Here is a 16,395-nt window from a genome sequence, read left to right as displayed (position 1 = left end):
TCTTCCGCTACCCCACCTCTGCCGGCCCCACGTCGGCGGCCGGGACAGTCGCGACGAGCTCGGGCATGTAGGAGTCGCCGTCGGCCACGAGCTTCACCTGGAACATGTCCTGCAGCAGGGCGTGGTCGCCCTCGCGGACGGTCATGGTGCCCTTCGGACCCTCGAACGAGTACCCCTCGAGCGCCGCGATCATCGCGTCGACGTCCCCGGCGCCCTCGGCGATGGCCTGGACCACCATGAGGGCGGCGTTGAAGCCGTCCGGGCTGAACAGGTCGGGGGTGCCGCCCGCCGCCTCGATGTGCTCGACCATCGCCGTGTTGACCTCGTTGTCGGCCGCGCCGGCGAAGTAGTGGTTGAGGAACTTGATCGACTCGGAGGCCTCGCCGTACGCGCCGTACGTCGCCACGTCGCCGAGGCCCGTCACCACCGGCACCTCGTCGAGGACGCCCTGCTGGCTCATCGACTGCCACATCGCGCCCGAGGTGGCACCCGCCCACGCGACGAACACGAGGTCCGGCTCCGCGTCGAGCACCTGCTGCGCGAAGGTGGTGAACTCGGTGATGTCCTCCGCGACCAGCAGCGAGGAGACCTCCGCGCCCTGGGTGCCGAGGATCGCCTCGACGGCCGCGGCGTTGCCCTGGCCGAACGCCGTGTCCTGCGCGAACACGAGCACGCTCTTGCCCGACACGGCGTCGAGGAAGGAGCCGGCGGTGGCGACGTCCTGCGAGCTCTGGCGGCCCGAGCGGAAGGTGTACTCGTTGATGCCGGTGATGGCGTCCGCGGCCGCGGGGCCCGAGATGTAGAGCACCTGGTTCTGCGCGGCCTGCTCGGCGACCGCGAGGGCCACACCCGAGGACACCGTGCCCGTGAGGATGTTCACGCCCGAGCCGATGAGCTCCTTGGCGGCGGTGACGGCCTTGTCGGCGTCGCCGGCGTCGTCGCGGTTCTCGACGACGATGGTGGTGTCGCCCACCATGCTCGTGCCGTCCGTCGCGTAGTCGAGGCCTGCCTCGAAGCCCGCGAGGAACTGCTCGCCGTAGCCGGCGAGGACGCCGGACTCGCTGGTGATGACGCCGACGGTGACCTCGGTCGCCTCGGACATCGCGGACGAGGATGAGGAGCTCTCCGGCTCGGCGCCGGGAGACTCGGAGGTGGGAGCGCAGGCTGCCAGGATGGTGGTCAACGCGGCTACGGCGCCGATGAGCGCCGCCTTCTCTTTACGCATGGGAACTGCCCTTTCGCCATTGAAAGTTGCGTACCTGAAAGACGATTCAGGTTACGGCTCACGCTAGGGGCGTCCGGCACCGGCGTCAAGCCCGACACGTCCCGGAGTGTCGGATCCCGGGCTGGCGGGGCGCGGCTCGCGGCTCAGGCGGCGGGCTCGGCGGCCTGCCCGTGCACCCTCACCGTGTTCCGTCCGGCAGCCTTCGCCTCGTAGAGCGCGGCATCCGCGCGTGCGATGAGGGCGGCGACCGCCGCCCCGTCCTCCACCGGCGCCACCCCGTGGCTCGCGGTCGGCGCCTGCGCGCCGGCGCCGGCCTGGTCCGCCACGAAGCGCCGGGTGACCGCGTCGGCGCGGGCGGCGGCCTCGGTGGGGGTGACGTCGACGAGCAGCGCGACGAACTCGTCGCCTCCCATGCGCCCGATGAGCTCCGCGGGACCGAGCTCGTCGCGCCACGCGCACGCGAACCGCACGAGCGCCCGGTCGCCCTCGGCATGCCCGTGGGTGTCGTTGACGCGCTTGAAGAAGTCGAGATCCGACACGACGACCGCCGCGGGCCGTCCCGCCGCGCGCGCGGCGAGGAGCCGGTCGGCGCGCGCAAGCAGCTCGGCCCGGCCGAGCACGCCGGTGAGGTCGTCGGTGGTCGCGCGGCGGCGCAGCTCGTCGCGGTGGCCGGCCTCCGCGAGATGCGTGACGGCCAGCGTCACGGCGGTCACCGTCGCGATGAGGATGAGCGTGGTGACGCCGGTGCCGGCAACCGACGTGAAGAGGTCGCTGCGCGGGCCCTCGGTGACGTAGATCGCCCACCGCAGCGCGTAGAAGGCCGCGTAGAGGCTGCCGGCGACGGCGAACGTCAGCAGGGCGCCGTGCTCGGACGGCGTCGCGGACCCGCCCAGCCGCAGGCGCCACGTCTCCGCCGCCGCGACGCCGACCGTCGCGCCCATCGCGGCGAGGTAGAACCCTCCACCGGCCCAGGTCTCGCTGCCGGGGCCCTCGACCACGGCCGTCGCCCAGGTGACCGCGAGCGGCACGGCCACCACCCACCAGGGCAGGCCTCGACCCCCCAGCGACCGCGCGGCACGGAGCACCAGCAGCCCGCCGAGCACGCCGGCGGTGTTGGCCGCGGGGACCGTGAGCCATTGGAGCGCCGTCCCGTTGCCGAGGTACAGCACGGTGCTCGCGCCGTACGCGCCGAGCGCGCCCGCCCACCACAGCACCACGGGCGCACCGGACGTCCGGCGCAGCACCAGCAGCGTGTGGATCGCCGCGAGGACCACCACGACGGCGAGCGCGAGGCGCACGCTCGTCGGATCGATCACGGGGACACCGTACGGAACGCCGCACGCCCGCGGGAAGGCCCGTGTGGGCGTTCTCACATCCGCGCACGACGGGCACCAGGGACGATGCGCGGGACACGCCGCGGCGGACCCGACGGACGTCGCGAACCGCCTAATCTGGACGCATGGCCCGCGTCCTCATCACCGCCTTCGAACCGATGCCCGGCGCGACCGCGGAGGCCTCCGCCGACGCCGCCCGGATCCTCGCCGAGACGTGGCACGGCAGCGCGGAGATCGTCCATCGCGACCTCGAGCCGGCGTACAAGGAGGCGGCGCGCCGCCTCCGCGCGTCGGTCGCGAAGCACCTGCCCGACGTCGTGATCGTCGTCGCCACGGCCCCCGGCACCGACGCCGTCACGGTCGAGCGGCTCGCCGTCAACCTCGACGACGCCGCGATCCCGGACGCGTTCGGCGCGCAGCCGGTCGACGTGCCCGTGGTCGAGGGCGCCGCCGCAGCGCTGTGGTCCACGCTGCCGGCGAAGGAGATCGTCGCCGCATTGTCGGCGCGGGGCCTGCCGGCGAGGCTGTCGCTCAACGCCGGCAGCGGGCTCGCGAACCACGTGTTCTACGTCATGCAGCGCGAGCTCGCCGAGTGGGGCGTGCCCAGCGGCCTCGTGCAGATCCCCGCGACCCCGGAGATGGGCGCACCCGGGACCGCACTGCCGGCCGAGGTGCTCGCCGAGGCGCTCCGCACCGTCGTCGACACCGTCATGGGCGAGCAGTCGGAGGCCGAGCTCGAGCCCGAGCTCGACGAGGAGGACGAGTCCGAGGCCACGCAGCCCTTCCTCATGCCGATCACCGCGCCCATCCCGGGCGACACCCCGGAGTTCGGCCTGCCGGTCATGGAGGCCCCCGCACCCGAGCCCGAGCCCGAGCCCGAGTCCGAGCCCGACGAGGTCGCGGAGCCCGCCCCGGCCTCCGCGTGGTCCCCCACCTCCGGCGAGATGCCCGCGGTGGACCGGTCCGCGCCCGACCCGGAGGCCGATGCCGGCAAGGCTGACGAGCCCGCGGCCGCGGGCGACGAGGCGCCGGCCTACCGCCATCCCACCTGGGATGAGATCATCTCCGGCACGCGCACCGACTCCTGAACGCATCGTCCCCCGGAGGAGACATGGCCCACGGCCTCGCCACCAGCGTCACCCTGTCCCTGCCCGCCTGGCTCGTGTCCGAGCTGCCCGAGCTGCCGGACGCGCTCGCGACCGCCGACGAGCAGATGGCGCTCGTGCATCGGCTGGCGGACCGCAACTGGCGCGAGGGCGGCGGCGGCCCGTTCGCCGCGATCGTCTTCGACGCCGCCACGGGCGAGCTCGTCTCCGTGGGCGTCAACGTCGTGCTCGGCACCGGCATCAGCGCCGGGCATGCCGAGGTGATGGCGCTCGCCCTCGCGCAGCGGCGGCTCGGCTCGTGGGACCTCGGCGCCGACCGCGATCTCGCGCTCGTCGTCAACTGGCGTCCGTGCGTGCAGTGCTACGGCGCGACGCTGTGGTCCGGCGTGCGACGGCTGGTCGTCGCGGGCGAGGGTCCCGAGCTCGAGGAGCTCACGCGCTTCGACGAGGGTCCCGTGGTCGCGGACTGGGCCGAGCAGTTCGAGGCGCGCGGCATCGCGGTCACCTCGGATGTGCTGCGCGACGAGGCGCTCGAGGTCTACCGCGCGTACGGCGAGTCCGCGTCGACGGTCTACAACGCCCGCGGCACCGGGCCCGTCGGCTCGCACCCGTGACCGAGCCGGCCGACGCCGCGGCCATCGCGCGGGCCACGGGTCGGGCGTGGCCGGAATGGGTGGCGGCCTTCGAGGCGGCCGGCGGCGCCGCGCTCGACCACCGCGCGCTCGTCGAGGTCGCGGCCAGGGACCTGCGCCATGTCGACAACCCCGGCTGGTGGGCTCAGATGACGGCGGTCGCCTACGAGCGTCACCTCGGCAGGCGGGCCGTCGGTCAGCGCCAGGACGGCAGCTTCGAGGCGTCCGCGAGCCGCACGCTCGGCGGCACCCTCGACGAGGCGATGGACGCGTGGACGGCGGCCACCGCCCCCCGCTCCGAGCTCGCCGGCGTGCCGTACGCCGCCCCTCCCACCGCGACCGCGACGGACGCGTACCGGCGCTGGCGGGTGGCGCTCGACGACGGCACCCGCGTGCTGGCGCAGGCGAGCCTGCGCTCGGGCGGAGCGGTGCTCACGCTGACCTGGTCACGGCTCGGAACCGCGGACGACCGGGAGCGGGCGCGCGCGGCGCTCAAGGAGCTGCTCGCGGGCCTCTGAGGTCTTCGCGCGGGTCAGCGGGCGTCGATCCGCACGAGGAGCATGAGGACGAGGCCGAGCGCGACGACCGAGATGAGGCCCAGCACACCCCAGATGGTCGCCCCCGTCAGCGCGATCGCGAGCGTCCACATGAGCGGCGCGAGGAACGACACCGCGCGGCCGGTGGTGGCGTAGAGGCCGAAGATCTCGCCCTGCTTGCCCGGCGGGCACACGCGTGCGAGCAGCGAGCGCGACGCGGACTGCACCGGCCCCACGAAGAGGCACAGCGTCAGCCCGGCGACCCAGAAGACGATGTCCCCCGCATCGTGCAGGAAGGCCACCGCGAGCCCCGCGACGACCATGCCGCTGAGCGAGGCGATGATGAGGCGCCGCGGGCCGATCCAGTCGTCGATGAGCCCCGCCGCCATGGTCGCGAGGCCCGCGACCAGGTTGGCGGCGATGCCGAACATGATCACCTGAGTCGCGTCGAAGCCGTACGCCACCGAGGCGATGACCGCGCCGAAGGCGAACACCCCGGCCAGGCCGTCGCGGTACACCGCGCTCGCACCCAGGAACCACACCGTGGTCCGCGACTCGCGCCACAGCGCCACGAGGTCGCCCCACAGGCGCGTGTAGCTGCCCAGCAGGGAGACCTGCGGCCGTCCCGTCGCGGGTGCCTCCGGCACGAAGCGGAACACCGGCCACGCGAACAGCACCGCCCACACCGCGCACCCGACCGCGATGACGCGGTACGCCATCCCGTTGGAGGTGTCCATGCCCCACCAGTCGGCGCCGTCCGCGACCACGACGATCACCAGCGCGACGATGCCGCCGACGTACCCGAAGCCCCAGCCCAGGCCCGACACGCGACCCACGTTGCGCGGGCTGCTCACCTGGGAGATGAGGGCGTTGTAGTTGACGCCGCCGATCTCGCCGAAGACGCTGCCGAGCGCGATGAGGCCCACGCCGAGCGCGAAGAAGGGCGGCGCGGCCTGGACGAAGAACAGGCCGAGCATGCACAGCACGAGCAGGCCCGTGAACAGCGCGAGCCAGGCCTTGCGTCGACCGGACGTGTCCGCGCGCTGGCCCAGCACGGGCGCGAGCACCGCGACGAGGATGCCGGCGACGGTCATGCCCGTGCCCAGCCCACCCGCGAGCTGCGACAGCGCCAGGTCGTACGCGGCGTGCCCCTCCCCCAGCGACGCGATCTCGGGATCGAGAAACGCGTCGGAGGTGAGGTAGAGCGCCACGAAGACGAACGTGACGATGACGGAGTTGAACGGCTGCGTCGCCCAGTCCCACAGGGCCCACGCGACGACGCGGCCCCACCGCGTCGGCCGGGCCGCGTCGTCGGGAGCCGCCGCGTGCGAGGTCGCCTCGGAGGTCATGGCCCCAAGAGTGCCGTCCCCGGGTGAACGATGCGCGTCCAACACGCCAACGCACGCTGAACGTCGGGCCCGGAGATGGCACGATCGGGGTATGGACGACCTCGCAACCTGGGGCGACGATGTGCTCGCCGGGTTCGAGGCACGCCCGCTGGGGACCGCGACGCTGGTGCGCGCCGCTCCCCCGCAGGACGCCCCGCGCGGCGCCGTGCTGCACGTGCACGGCTACAACGACTACTTCTTCCAGACCCATCTGGCGGACTTCTTCGGCGGGCTCGGCCTCGCCTTCCACGCGGTCGACGCGAGGCGCGCGGGCCGGTCGCTCCGCCCGGGCGACGTCCCCCACCTCATCCGCGACATCGCCGAGCTCGGGGACGACATCGGAGCCGCGGCGGAGGCGATCGCCGCCGACCTCCCCTCGGTGCCGCTCGTGCTGCACGCCCACTCGACGGGCGGGCTCGCGGCGGCGATCTGGGCCTCCGACCGGCCCTCCGCGACGCTCGCGGGGGTGATCCTCGACAGCCCGTTCTTCGCACGCCCCGACAACCGTCGGGAGCGTGCCATGGCTCGTGCCATCGCGCCGATCGCGCGCGTGCGGCCCGACGCCGTCCTCGCGCACCATCCCTCGCGCTACGCCGCCCACCTGCTGTCCGAGCAGGGCGGAGCCTGGGGCTTCGATCCCGACTGGAAGACGCCGCTCGGGGTGCCGGCCCGCGCCGCGTGGCTCGCGGCGGTCCGCCGCGCACAGCGCCGGGTCGCGCGCGGCCTCGACATCAGGGTCCCCGTGCTCGTCGCGCGCGCCGGGTCGAGCGGCCCCGACTCGCCCGACAACCCGCTGCTCGGCGTCCAGGACACCGCGGTGGACGTCGGCGCGATCGCGCGCCTCGCGCCGCGCCTCGGCCCCGACGTCACGGAGACCGTCGTCACCGGCGGCGTCCACGAGCTGTCGCTGTCGTCCCCCGTGCCCCGCGCCGCGTACCTCGCATCCATCCGCTCCTGGCTCCCAAAGGCGATCCCATGACCCGCGCGCGACCCGACCACCCGTACTTCGACGTCCCCTTCGCCGCGCTCGCCCACCGTGGCTTCTCGCGCGACGGCCTCGAGAACTCCATGACGGCCTTCCAGTCCGCCGTGGACCTGGGCTTCTCGTACGTGGAGACCGACGGGCACGGCACCGCCGACGGCGTCGCCGTCGCCCTGCACGACTCCTCCCTCGACCGCACCACCGATGCCGCGGGCGAGGTGTCCGAGCTGCCGTGGTCCCACGTCAAGGAGGCGCGCATCGGCGGCGTGGAGCCCGTGCCGCTGCTCGAGGACGTGCTGGGGACCTGGCCGGAGCTGCGCGTCAACATCGACGTCAAGGCCGAGTCCGGCATCGTCCCCATCGCGGAGGCGATCGAGCGCACGGGCGCCCACGACCGGGTGTGCGTCGCCTCGTTCTCCGCGGCGCGCCGCCAGGCCACCGTGGGGCGGCTGAGCCGCCCGGTCGCGACGAGCGCGGGCACCAGCGAGGCCGCACGCTTCTTCGTCGGCGGCCTGCTCGGGCTCGGCACGCTGCGCGCGCTCGAGGATGTCCACGGCCTCCAGATCCCGTGGCGCGTGGGGGTCGTCCCGGTGCTCACCGAGCGCCACGTGCGCCTCGCGCACGACGCGGGCCGCGTGGTCCACGTCTGGACGGTCAACAACCGGGCCGAGATGGAGTCCCTGCTCGACGCCGGCGTGGACGGCATCGTGTCCGACCGCGCGGACCTGCTCCGCGAGGTCCTCGAGGCACGCGGCCTGTGGTGAGGTCATGAACAAGACCGTGCCCACCGACGTGCCCGTCGAGGCGTTCGTCGCGGCGGTCGAGCCCGCCAGGCGCCGCGAGGAGGCGGAGCGGATCGTGGCGCTCTTCACCGAGGTCACGGGAGTCGAGCCGGTCATGTGGGGGCCGTCGATCATCGGCTGGGGCTCGATGCACTACCGCTACGCGTCGGGCCGCGAGGGCGACATGCCCGCGCTGGGGTTCTCACCTCGCAAGGCTCAGCTGACGTTCTACGGCTTCAAGGACACTCCCGAGGGCGAGGGCCTCCTGACGCAGCTGGGTCCCCACACCGCGAGCGTGGCCTGCGTGTACGTCAAGCGCCTCGACACGATCGACCTCGAGGTGCTGGCAGACCTGGCCGAGATCACCTTCACCCACGGCGATTCCCAATGACAAGAGTGAACCGTGTGACAACCCGTGCGCGGCCCTGGACCGGGGCGTGCGGGCGATGAGCGATGACGACAGGAAGCCGCCGATCCGGCCGCTGCCCTTCGCCGCGGGCATGCTGCTCGGCTCCGTCACCGGCTTCCTCATCTGGATCGCGACGGACACGTTCGCCCTCTTCCCGGCCTTCGTGAGCATCGGGTTCGTGCTCGGGCTCGTGTTCTCCCGGGCGAGCGGCGGCGGCCCGCAGTAGCCGGCGCCACGCCCTTCACCCGCGACTGTTTCAGCAATCCCTAAGACAGCGCAGCGGGCACCCGACGACTGCCGCGACACACCGATGCGCGCGCGGCCGGCGACCCGGCGGGCGCCCGGGCGCCCCTACACCACGCAACCCTCGCATCGGCCACCCACGATCACACCTGTCACCTGTGTCATTGGCAGTCGACCGACGGCTGTTTCAGCAATTCCTAAAACGGCGGAGCGGGCACCCGACGACTGCCGCGACGCGCCGACGCGCGCGCGGCAGGCGACCCGGCGGGCGCCCGGGCGACGCTACGCCACGCAACCCCCCGCATCGGCCACCCACGATCACACCTGTCACCTGTGTCATTGGCAGTCGGCGCTACTTCTTGCGGCCCCGCTTCTCGCGCACGCGCACCGAGATCTGGATCGGGGTGCCCTCGAAGCCGAACGTCTCGCGCAGGCGACGCTCGATGAAGCGGCGGTACTGCGGGTCCAGGAAGCCGGACGCGAAGATGACGAAGCGCGGCGGGCGGGTGGCCGCCTGCGTCGCGAAGAGGATCTTGGGCTGCTTGCCGCCGCGGACCGGGTGCGGGTGCTCCGCGACGAGCTCGCCCAGGAACGCGTTGAGCTTGCCGGTGGAGATGCGCAGGTCCCAGCTCGACAGCGCCAGCTCGAGCGCGGGCAGCAGGCGGTTGGTGTGCCAGCCCGTCTTGGCGGACAGGTTCACGCGCGGCACCCAGGTGTGCTGGACCATGTCCTGCTCGATCGAGCGCTCGAGCAGGAACCGCTCGTCCTCGCCCACGAGGTCCCACTTGTTGTACACGAAGATCATCGCTCGGCCCGCGTCGACCACCTGCTGCACCACCCGCAGGTCCTGGTCGGTGAGCGGCGTCGAGGCGTCGAGCAGCACGAGCGCGACCTCGGCCCGCTCGATCGCGGTCTGGGTGCGCAGCGACGCGTAGAAGTCGGCGCCCTTGGTCATGTGGACACGGCGGCGGATGCCGGCGGTGTCGACCAGCGTCCACGGGCGGTCGCCGATCTCGACGATCTCGTCGACCGGGTCGCGGGTGGTGCCGGCGATCTCGTTGACGACGACGCGCTCGGAGCCCGCGAGCTTGTTGAGCAGCGAGGACTTGCCCACGTTGGGGCGGCCTACGAGCGCGATGCGGCGCGGAGCGTGCTCGTCGATCTCGATCTGGTGCATCTCCGTGGGCAGGATCGCCATCGCGGCGTCGAGCAGGTCGCCCGTGCCACGGCCGTGCAGCGCGGACACCGGGTAGGGCTCGCCCAGGCCGAGGTTCCACAGCGCGGCGGCCTCGAGCTCTCCCTGCGGGCCGTCGACCTTGTTGGCGGCGAGCACGACGGGCTTGTCCGCCTTGCGCAGGAGGCGCACCACCTGCTCGTCGGTCGCGGTCGCGCCCACCATGGCGTCCACCACGAACAGGACCGCGTCGGCCATCTCGATCGCGGCCTCGGCGGCCTGCGCGACCGAGAGGTCGATGCCCGTGACGTTCTTCTCCCAGCCGCCGGTGTCGAGCAGCGTGAAGTCGCGGCCCGCCCACTCGGCGCGGTAGGCGACGCGGTCGCGGGTCACGCCCGGGGTGTCCTCGACGACCGCGAGGCGCTTGCCGATGATGCGGTTGACGAGGGTCGACTTGCCGACGTTGGGGCGGCCGACGATCGCGAGGACCGGCAGCGCCTCCTCGGTCTCGGGAAGCGGCTCGCCCGCCAGCTCGGCGAGGTCCTCGGGGGTGAGGTCGTACTCGTCGAGGCCCGCGCGGAGCGCGGCCTCGCGGATCTCGTCGAGCGACTCGGGCGCGTCCGACTCGTGGGGCGCCGGAAGCGGCTGCTCGTCCGTCATACGTGGTCCTTCTCTTCGCGCGTCTCGCGGCGCGGGTCGTCGAGCGGAAGCTCGAGGTCTGTCGTGTCAAGGGTACGTGTCACCTGGTCGCGGAGCGTCTCGGCGAGCCTCTCGGCCGCCCACGCCTGCTTGGCGCGGCCGCCGCGGACGTCATCCGGCGGCGTCAGCACCACCGGCTCCCCGAAGGCGACCAGCAGGCGGCGGCCCGGCCGCGGCCACACGTTGACGGACTCCCCGGTGCGACGGGAGCCGACGATCGCGGTGGGCACCACGGGGGCGCCCGACTGGATCGCGAGCCACGCCGCGCCGCCGTGCACCGCCTCGGCGGTGCCGCCGCCGCGCGTGCCCTCGGGGAAGACGCCGATGACGTCGCCCCGGCGCAGCACCGCGAGGCCCTGCGCGAGCGCCTCGCGGCCGGACTCGCGGACCGTGATCTGCTGCGCCGCGTTGAGGATCGTGCCGAGCGGGCCGGACATCATGCCCTCGCGGATGAGGAAGTGCGAGCCGCGCGGGATCACGCCGTGCACCACGGGACCGTCGATGAGCCCCACGTGGTTGCACACGACGATCGCGGCGCCCGTCGCGGGCACGTTGCCGCGCCCGCGCACCTCGGTGCGCCACAGCACGCGCGCGAGGAAGCGGCCCACCCAGCGGGACCAGCGCGGCCCCCAGCGGCTCGGGACGGGTGCGCTCACTCCCCCGCCTCGTCGGCGACGTCGGCCGCGGGGGCCTCGGAAGCCGCGGGAGCCTCCGCCGCATCGTCCCCCCGCACCTCGGCGATGAGGTCGAGCACGGCCTGCACGGCCTCCTCGATGGTGAGGTCGGACGTGTCGAGCGTGTGGACACCGTCGGCCGCGGTGTGGAACGACACCACGGTCGCGTCCTTCTTGTCGCGGCCGAGGACGGCCTCGCGCACGGTGGCGAGGTCCGCGCCCTCGCCGGCACGGCGGGCGACGCGGATCTCCTCGTCGGCGGTCATGAGGATCCGGACGTCGGCGTCGGGCGCGATGATCGTGGTGATGTCGCGGCCCTCGGAGACGATGCCCCGGCCCTCGGAGTAGCCGCCGTCGAGCTCGGAGGCGATGACCTCGCGCTGCCAGTGGCCGAGCGCGGCACGCGCCTCGAGGTTGGTGGCGACCTTGGACACGGTGAGCGCGACGGCGTCGGAGCGGATGAGCGAGGACACGTCCTCGTCCTCGAGCAGCACGCGCGGGTTGCGCGGGTCGAGCACGAGGCCCACGTTCATGGTCTCCACCATGGCGGCGACGTCCGACTCGACGGCCAGGTCGACGCCCTCGCGCATGCACCACAGGGTGGCGACGCGGTAGGTGGCGCCCGTGTCGAAGTACGCGAGCTTGAGCCGGCGGGCGACCTCCTTGGCCACCGTCGACTTGCCGGTCCCCGCGGGGCCGTCGATCGCGATCGAGATTCCGGTCATGATGCAGCGATCTCCCAACCCTGCCGCTCGAGCGCCGCGACGAGGTCGGGCGCGTGCGAGGGCAGCACGTAGAGCGTCGTGAGTCCCACCGGCTGCCGCGGCGAGTGCTCGATGGCGATGTCCTCGACGTTGACGTCGACCTCGGCCGTGTGCGCGAGCAGGCGCAGCAGCTGGCCGGGGGTGTCGGGGACGATGACGGTGACCGGCGTCCAGTCGCGCGTGGCCCCGCCGTGCTTGCCGGGGATGCGCGCGGTCTCGTAGCGGCCGCGGTCGATGAGGTCGGTGAGGGCCTCGCCGATGTCGTCGGCCTCCCTCACCTCCTCGAGGTCGGCGATGATGTGGTCGAGCGTCTCGACCAGGTGCGCGCGGTTGAGGCGCGCGATGTCCGCCCACATGCCCGGCAGCGAGGCCGCGATGCGGGTGACGTCACGCAGGCCCTGGCCGGCGAGGGCGACGTCGTCGGCGTCGAGGATGCCGAGCGCCGCCGCGACGGCCGACGCCGCGACCTGGGGCGCGTGAGAGACGCGGGCGACCGCCGCATCGTGCGCCTCCGCGTCCATCGTCACGACGTCGCACTGCAGCGCCTCGGGCACGCGCGCGACGAGCGCGACGGCGTCCTCGGCGGCGCCGTTCGGGCACAGCACCCACGGGCGCGCCTTGAAGAGGTCGCCCTGCGCGCCGAGCCCGCCGGAGACCTCGCGGCCCGCCATGGGGTGGGAGCCGACGTAGCGGGACGATGCGCCGGTGGCGTGGGCCGCGGCGGCGATAGGGGCCTTGACGCTCGCCACGTCCGTGACGACGGCGTCGGGGAAGCGGCCGAGCGCGGCCGCGACCACGGCGGCGGCGGCGGACGGCGGGACGGCGACGATGACCAGCTCGGGCTGCGCGTCGCCGAGCGCGTCGCCGGCGCCGATCGAGCGCGCGAGGGCCTGCGCCTCGTCGTCGTTGTCCTCGATCGTCACCGACCAGCCCTCGGCGGTGAGGCCGATGCCGATGCTGGCGCCGATGAGTCCGGCGCCGACGATGTGCGTGCGGGGAGACATGCCGCTCCTACTGGGCCAGGTCGCGGCGCAGCTTCACGGCGTCGCGCAGGTACACGTGCGCGACCTCGTCGCGCGGGCGGTCGAGGTACGCGTGCATCATCACGCGCACGACGAGCGGGAGCGCGCCGGGCACGGCCATCTCCTGCGCGCACATGAGCGGGACGGCGCCGAAGCCCATCGCGCGGGCGGCGGCCGCAGGGAAGTCGCTGACGATGTCCGGGGTGCAGGTGAAGACCACGGACACCAGGTCGTCGGTGCTGAGGGAGTTCTCCCGCATCATCGCCTCGACCAGCTCGGTCGTGCGCGCGTGGAGGTGCTCCTTCTCGTCGCGGTCCAGGGTGATGGCGCCACGGATCGCTCGGATTCTCATGGCGACCATCGTATCGGTCGCGGGGGCGCCGTCCGGGCCGCCTGCGGCCGGCCCTGCGGGTAGCGGCCGGTCCCGGCTACATCCCGGCGGCGTCCATGAGCCGGCCGACGTCGACCGGGCCGAGCTCGCGCACCTCGCCGGGCGCGAGCGTGCCGAGTCGGATGGGGCCGAACTGCGTGCGCACGAGCTCGAGGACGGGGTGGCCCATCTGGTCGAGCATGCGGCGCACGATGCGGTTGCGGCCCTCGTGGAGCTCGACCTGGACGAGCGACGAGTCCTGGGTGACGTCGAGGATGTGGCAGGCGGTGGCGCGCACGGGGCCGTCGTCGAGCTCGATGCCCTCCTTGAGGTGCGTGCACAGGTGCTTGGAGACGCGGCCGCGGACCTTCGCGACGTACACCTTCGACACGCCGTGGGTGGGATGCGCGAGACGGTTGGCGAGATCGCCGTCGTTGGTGAGGAGGATGAGGCCCGTGGTCTCGGCGTCGAGGCGGCCCACGTGGAAGAGGCGCTCGTCGTACTGCTGCACGAACTGGTCGAGGGCGGGACGGCCCTGCGGGTCGCTCATCGTGCTCACCACGCCGAAGGGCTTGTTGAGCACCACCGTGATGTGGCTCGCGTCGACCGCGATGCGCTCGCCGTCGACCTCGATGACGACCTCCTCGGGGACGACGCGCACGCCGAGCTGGTCGACGACCTCGCCGTCGACCTTCACGCGTCCGGCCTCGATGAGGTCCTCGCACTTGCGACGCGAGCCGACGCCCGCGGACGCGAGCACCTTCTGCAGGCGGATGCCCTCGGGGCGGTGGATCTCGAGCTCGGCCATCAGCGGCCCTCCCCATCGATGTCGGCCAGGTCGGGCAGGTACGGCGCGAGCGGCGGCAGGTCGTCGAGCGTGGACATGCCCATGCGCTCGAGGAACTCGGTCGACGTGCCGTAGAGGACGGCGCCGGAGCTCTCCCCCACCTCGGTCACGAGCCCGCGCGCGGCGAGCGTCTTCATGACGGAGTCGACGTTGACGCCGCGGATCTGGGACACCTGCCCGCGGGTGACGGGCTGGCGGTAGGCGACGACGGCGAGGGTCTCGAGCGCCGCCTGCGACAGGCGCGCGGACTGGCCCTCGACGATGAAGCGGCCGACGACGTCCGCGAACAGCCGCGACGAGTAGATGCGCCAGCCCCCGTCGACCTCGCGCAGCTCGAAGCCGCGCGGCGCGTCGGGGTCCGCGTACTCGTCGCGCAGCCCCTCGAGCGCGGCCTCGACGTCCGCGACGGGCACCTCGACGGCGGCGGCGAGCTCCGCGGCAGGCACGGGCTCGTCCACGACCATGAGCACCGCCTCGAGCGCGCCTCGCAGGGCTGCTGGGTTCACTGGCTCTCCTCACCGGGTGCGGGCGCCAGGCCCGCGGCCTCCGAGGCGACGCCCATCGCATCGTCCTCGTCGAACTCCGCCGACACCTCGACGGCGGAGTCGCCTCCGGTCCAGCGGACCGTCAGCTCGCCGAGGGAGCGTACCTGATCGAAGGCCACCACGGCCTCGCGGAACAGCTCGAGCAGCGCGAGGAAGCGCGCGACCACCACGCCCGTGCTGCCGGCGTCGCGCACGAGCGAGCGGAACGACACCGCGCCCTCGCGCTGCAGGCGGTTGGTGATGACCGCGGCCTGCTCGCGGACGCTGACGGCGGGGTTGTGCAGGTGCGCGATGCTCACCGTGGGCGCGTCCTTGGGCTGGAGCGCATGGGCCGCGAGCTGGGCGAGCAGCTCGGGAGTCGCGGTCCACACGAGCTCCGGCAGCAGCATCGCGAACTGCGGCTCGAGCGGGACGTCGCGCGGGATGCGGCGCGGCGCCGCGAGCATCGTCTGGAAGGCGCCGGCGGCCTGCTTGAACGCGCGGTACTGGAGCAGCCGCGCGAACAGCAGGTCGCGCGCCTCGAGCAGCTCGAGGTCCTCGAGGTCGTCGACCTCGCCCTGCGGCAACAGCCGCGCGGCCTTGAGGTCGAGCAGCGTCGCGGCCACCACGAGGAACTCCGAGGCCTGCGAGAGGTCCCAGCCGTCCTCGTGCCGCGAGATGGTCGCGAGGAACTCGTCGGTGACCCGCGCGAGCGCCACCTCGGTGATCTCCAGCTGGTGCTTGGAGATGAGGCTGAGGAGCAGGTCGAAGGGGCCCTCGAAGTTGTCGAGGTGGACCTCGAACCCCTTCGAGGACTCGGTCGCGACCTCGGCGGTCACGCTAGGCGGCGACCCCGCGCGCCACGAGCTCGCTGGCGAGCTGACGGTAGGCCTCGGCGCCGGCGTGCGACGGGGCGAACGTGGTGATGGGCTCCGCGGCGACGGTCGCGTCGGGGAACTTCACGGTGCGGTGGATCATCGTCTCGGTGACCTGGTCGCCGAACGCGTCGCGGACGCGCTCCACGACCTCCTGCGCGTGCAGGGTGCGGCCGTCGTAGAGCGTCGGCACGATCGCGTCGATGGTGAGGCGCGTGTTGAGCCGGTCCTGCACCTTGCGGATGGTGTCGACGAGGAGCTTGACGCCGCGCATCGCGAAGTACTCCGCGGCGAGGGGGATGACCACGCCGTGGGCCGCGACGAGCGCGTTGACGGTGAGCAGGCCGAGCGACGGCTGGCAGTCGATGAGGATCGCGTCGTAGTCGTCGAGCACGGGGCGCAGCGCGCGGGCGAGGGCGCTCTCGCGGGCGACCTCGCCGACGAGCTGGACCTCGGCCGCGGACAGGTCGATGTTCGCGGGCAGCAGGTCGAGCCCGGGCACCTTCGTCTCGAGGATGACCTCGCGCGTGGAGACGCCCGTCTCCATGAGGAGGTTGTAGACCGTGCTCTCGAGCGCGTCGGCGTTGATGCCCAGCGCGGCCGAGGCGGCGCCCTGCGGGTCGAAGTCGATGAGCAGCACCTTGCGGCCGTACTCGGCGAGCGCGGCGGCGAGGTTGACCGACGTGGTCGTCTTGCCCACGCCGCCCTTCTGGTTGCACAGCGCGACGACGCGCGCGGGACCGTGGCTGGGAAGGGGCTCGGGTGCAGGGAAGTCGGTCACGCGCCAACCCTACCGCCTGGTCCCGGCC

At 73.3% G+C, this 16,395-nt stretch carries 19 protein-coding genes; 7 read left to right on the top strand and 12 right to left on the bottom strand.

Translation table 11 applies throughout. From position 1 onward, the window contains the following. Positions 1-7: 7 nt before the first annotated feature. Together QQX09_RS00470 and QQX09_RS00465 are read right to left on the bottom strand one after the other, a co-directional pair. Positions 8-1,225: a substrate-binding domain-containing protein gene (locus QQX09_RS00470; RefSeq protein WP_301130746.1), complete on the bottom strand. Its 1,218-nt coding sequence runs from the start codon at positions 1,223-1,225 to the stop codon at positions 8-10. A 143-nt stretch (positions 1,226-1,368) separates the two neighbouring features. Then, on the bottom strand, positions 1,369-2,541 hold the full coding sequence (locus tag QQX09_RS00465) for a GGDEF domain-containing protein (RefSeq protein WP_301130745.1): 1,173 nt from the start codon (positions 2,539-2,541) through the stop codon (positions 1,369-1,371). Positions 2,542-2,684: 143 nt separating this feature from the next. Here QQX09_RS00465 and QQX09_RS00460 point away from each other — a divergent pair, with 143 nt between their 5' ends. The 3 genes from QQX09_RS00460 to QQX09_RS00450 are packed head-to-tail and all read left to right on the top strand — an operon-like array spanning position 2,685 to position 4,815. Further along, positions 2,685-3,647: a pyroglutamyl-peptidase I gene (locus tag QQX09_RS00460; RefSeq protein WP_301130744.1), complete on the top strand. Its 963-nt coding sequence runs from the start codon at positions 2,685-2,687 to the stop codon at positions 3,645-3,647. 23 nt (positions 3,648-3,670) lie between these two features. Further along, complete coding sequence (locus QQX09_RS00455; protein ID WP_301130743.1) at positions 3,671-4,279, top strand: nucleoside deaminase; 609 nt, start codon at positions 3,671-3,673, stop codon at positions 4,277-4,279. After that, a complete protein-coding gene (locus QQX09_RS00450) occupies positions 4,276-4,815 on the top strand; it encodes a hypothetical protein (RefSeq protein WP_301130742.1) in 540 nt (179 codons plus the stop codon). The genes QQX09_RS00455 and QQX09_RS00450 overlap by 4 nt, the downstream gene beginning before the upstream one ends. A gap of 14 nt (positions 4,816-4,829) precedes the next feature. Here the strand turns inward: QQX09_RS00450 and QQX09_RS00445 are convergent, their stop codons facing one another. After that, positions 4,830-6,182 (bottom strand): MFS transporter, encoded by a 1,353-nt coding sequence (locus QQX09_RS00445; protein ID WP_301130741.1) that lies wholly within the window; start codon positions 6,180-6,182, stop codon positions 4,830-4,832. Between the two features lie 91 nt (positions 6,183-6,273). Between QQX09_RS00445 and QQX09_RS00440 the strand changes: the two genes are divergently transcribed. From QQX09_RS00440 to QQX09_RS00425, 4 genes are read left to right on the top strand one after another with little or no spacing between them, the layout of a single operon-like run. Further along, on the top strand, positions 6,274-7,200 hold the full coding sequence (locus QQX09_RS00440) for an alpha/beta hydrolase (RefSeq protein WP_301130740.1): 927 nt from the start codon (positions 6,274-6,276) through the stop codon (positions 7,198-7,200). Continuing rightward, a complete protein-coding gene (locus QQX09_RS00435; protein WP_301130739.1) occupies positions 7,197-7,967 on the top strand; it encodes a glycerophosphodiester phosphodiesterase family protein in 771 nt (256 codons plus the stop codon). The genes QQX09_RS00440 and QQX09_RS00435 overlap by 4 nt, the downstream gene beginning before the upstream one ends. Positions 7,968-7,971: 4 nt before the next feature. Next, positions 7,972-8,376 (top strand): DUF1801 domain-containing protein, encoded by a 405-nt coding sequence (locus tag QQX09_RS00430; protein ID WP_301130738.1) that lies wholly within the window; start codon positions 7,972-7,974, stop codon positions 8,374-8,376. Positions 8,377-8,431: 55 nt separating this feature from the next. Then, positions 8,432-8,620 carry a hypothetical protein gene (locus QQX09_RS00425; RefSeq protein WP_301130737.1) on the top strand — a complete coding sequence of 63 codons (189 nt, stop codon included), beginning with the start codon at positions 8,432-8,434 and terminating at the stop codon, positions 8,618-8,620. A gap of 369 nt (positions 8,621-8,989) precedes the next feature. Here the strand turns inward: QQX09_RS00425 and der are convergent, their stop codons facing one another. From der to QQX09_RS00380, 9 genes are all read right to left on the bottom strand, one after another. Further along, the gene (der, locus tag QQX09_RS00420; RefSeq protein WP_301130736.1) at positions 8,990-10,471 is read right to left on the bottom strand and encodes a ribosome biogenesis GTPase Der; all 1,482 of its coding nucleotides are present in this window, start codon (positions 10,469-10,471) and stop codon (positions 8,990-8,992) included. Next, positions 10,468-11,166, bottom strand: coding sequence for a lysophospholipid acyltransferase family protein (locus tag QQX09_RS00415; RefSeq protein ID WP_301130735.1), 699 nt, complete (start codon positions 11,164-11,166; stop codon positions 10,468-10,470). The genes der and QQX09_RS00415 overlap by 4 nt, the downstream gene beginning before the upstream one ends. Next, on the bottom strand, positions 11,163-11,909 hold the full coding sequence (gene cmk / locus QQX09_RS00410; RefSeq protein WP_301130734.1) for a (d)CMP kinase: 747 nt from the start codon (positions 11,907-11,909) through the stop codon (positions 11,163-11,165). Before cmk ends, QQX09_RS00415 begins: the two co-directional genes overlap by 4 nt. Then, complete coding sequence (locus tag QQX09_RS00405) at positions 11,906-12,952, bottom strand: prephenate dehydrogenase (protein WP_301130733.1); 1,047 nt, start codon at positions 12,950-12,952, stop codon at positions 11,906-11,908. Before QQX09_RS00405 ends, cmk begins: the two co-directional genes overlap by 4 nt. Positions 12,953-12,959: 7 nt before the next feature. Then, complete coding sequence (gene aroH, locus QQX09_RS00400; RefSeq protein ID WP_301130732.1) at positions 12,960-13,322, bottom strand: chorismate mutase; 363 nt, start codon at positions 13,320-13,322, stop codon at positions 12,960-12,962. A gap of 76 nt (positions 13,323-13,398) precedes the next feature. Further along, positions 13,399-14,148: a pseudouridine synthase gene (locus tag QQX09_RS00395; protein ID WP_301130731.1), complete on the bottom strand. Its 750-nt coding sequence runs from the start codon at positions 14,146-14,148 to the stop codon at positions 13,399-13,401. Continuing rightward, positions 14,148-14,693, bottom strand: a complete 546-nt coding sequence (gene scpB, locus QQX09_RS00390; RefSeq protein ID WP_301130730.1) for an SMC-Scp complex subunit ScpB — start codon at positions 14,691-14,693, stop codon at positions 14,148-14,150. The genes QQX09_RS00395 and scpB overlap by 1 nt, the downstream gene beginning before the upstream one ends. Beyond that, positions 14,690-15,550 carry a segregation and condensation protein A gene (locus QQX09_RS00385; RefSeq protein ID WP_301130729.1) on the bottom strand — a complete coding sequence of 287 codons (861 nt, stop codon included), beginning with the start codon at positions 15,548-15,550 and terminating at the stop codon, positions 14,690-14,692. Before QQX09_RS00385 ends, scpB begins: the two co-directional genes overlap by 4 nt. 1 nt (position 15,551) lies before the next feature. Beyond that, positions 15,552-16,367: a ParA family protein gene (locus tag QQX09_RS00380; protein WP_301130728.1), complete on the bottom strand. Its 816-nt coding sequence runs from the start codon at positions 16,365-16,367 to the stop codon at positions 15,552-15,554. Positions 16,368-16,395 lie beyond the last annotated feature (28 nt).

Source organism: Demequina litoralis (assembly GCF_030418455.1).
Classification (GTDB): Bacteria; Actinomycetota; Actinomycetes; order Actinomycetales; family Demequinaceae; genus Demequina; species Demequina litoralis.
This window is presented reverse-complemented; position numbering and strand designations above follow the sequence as displayed.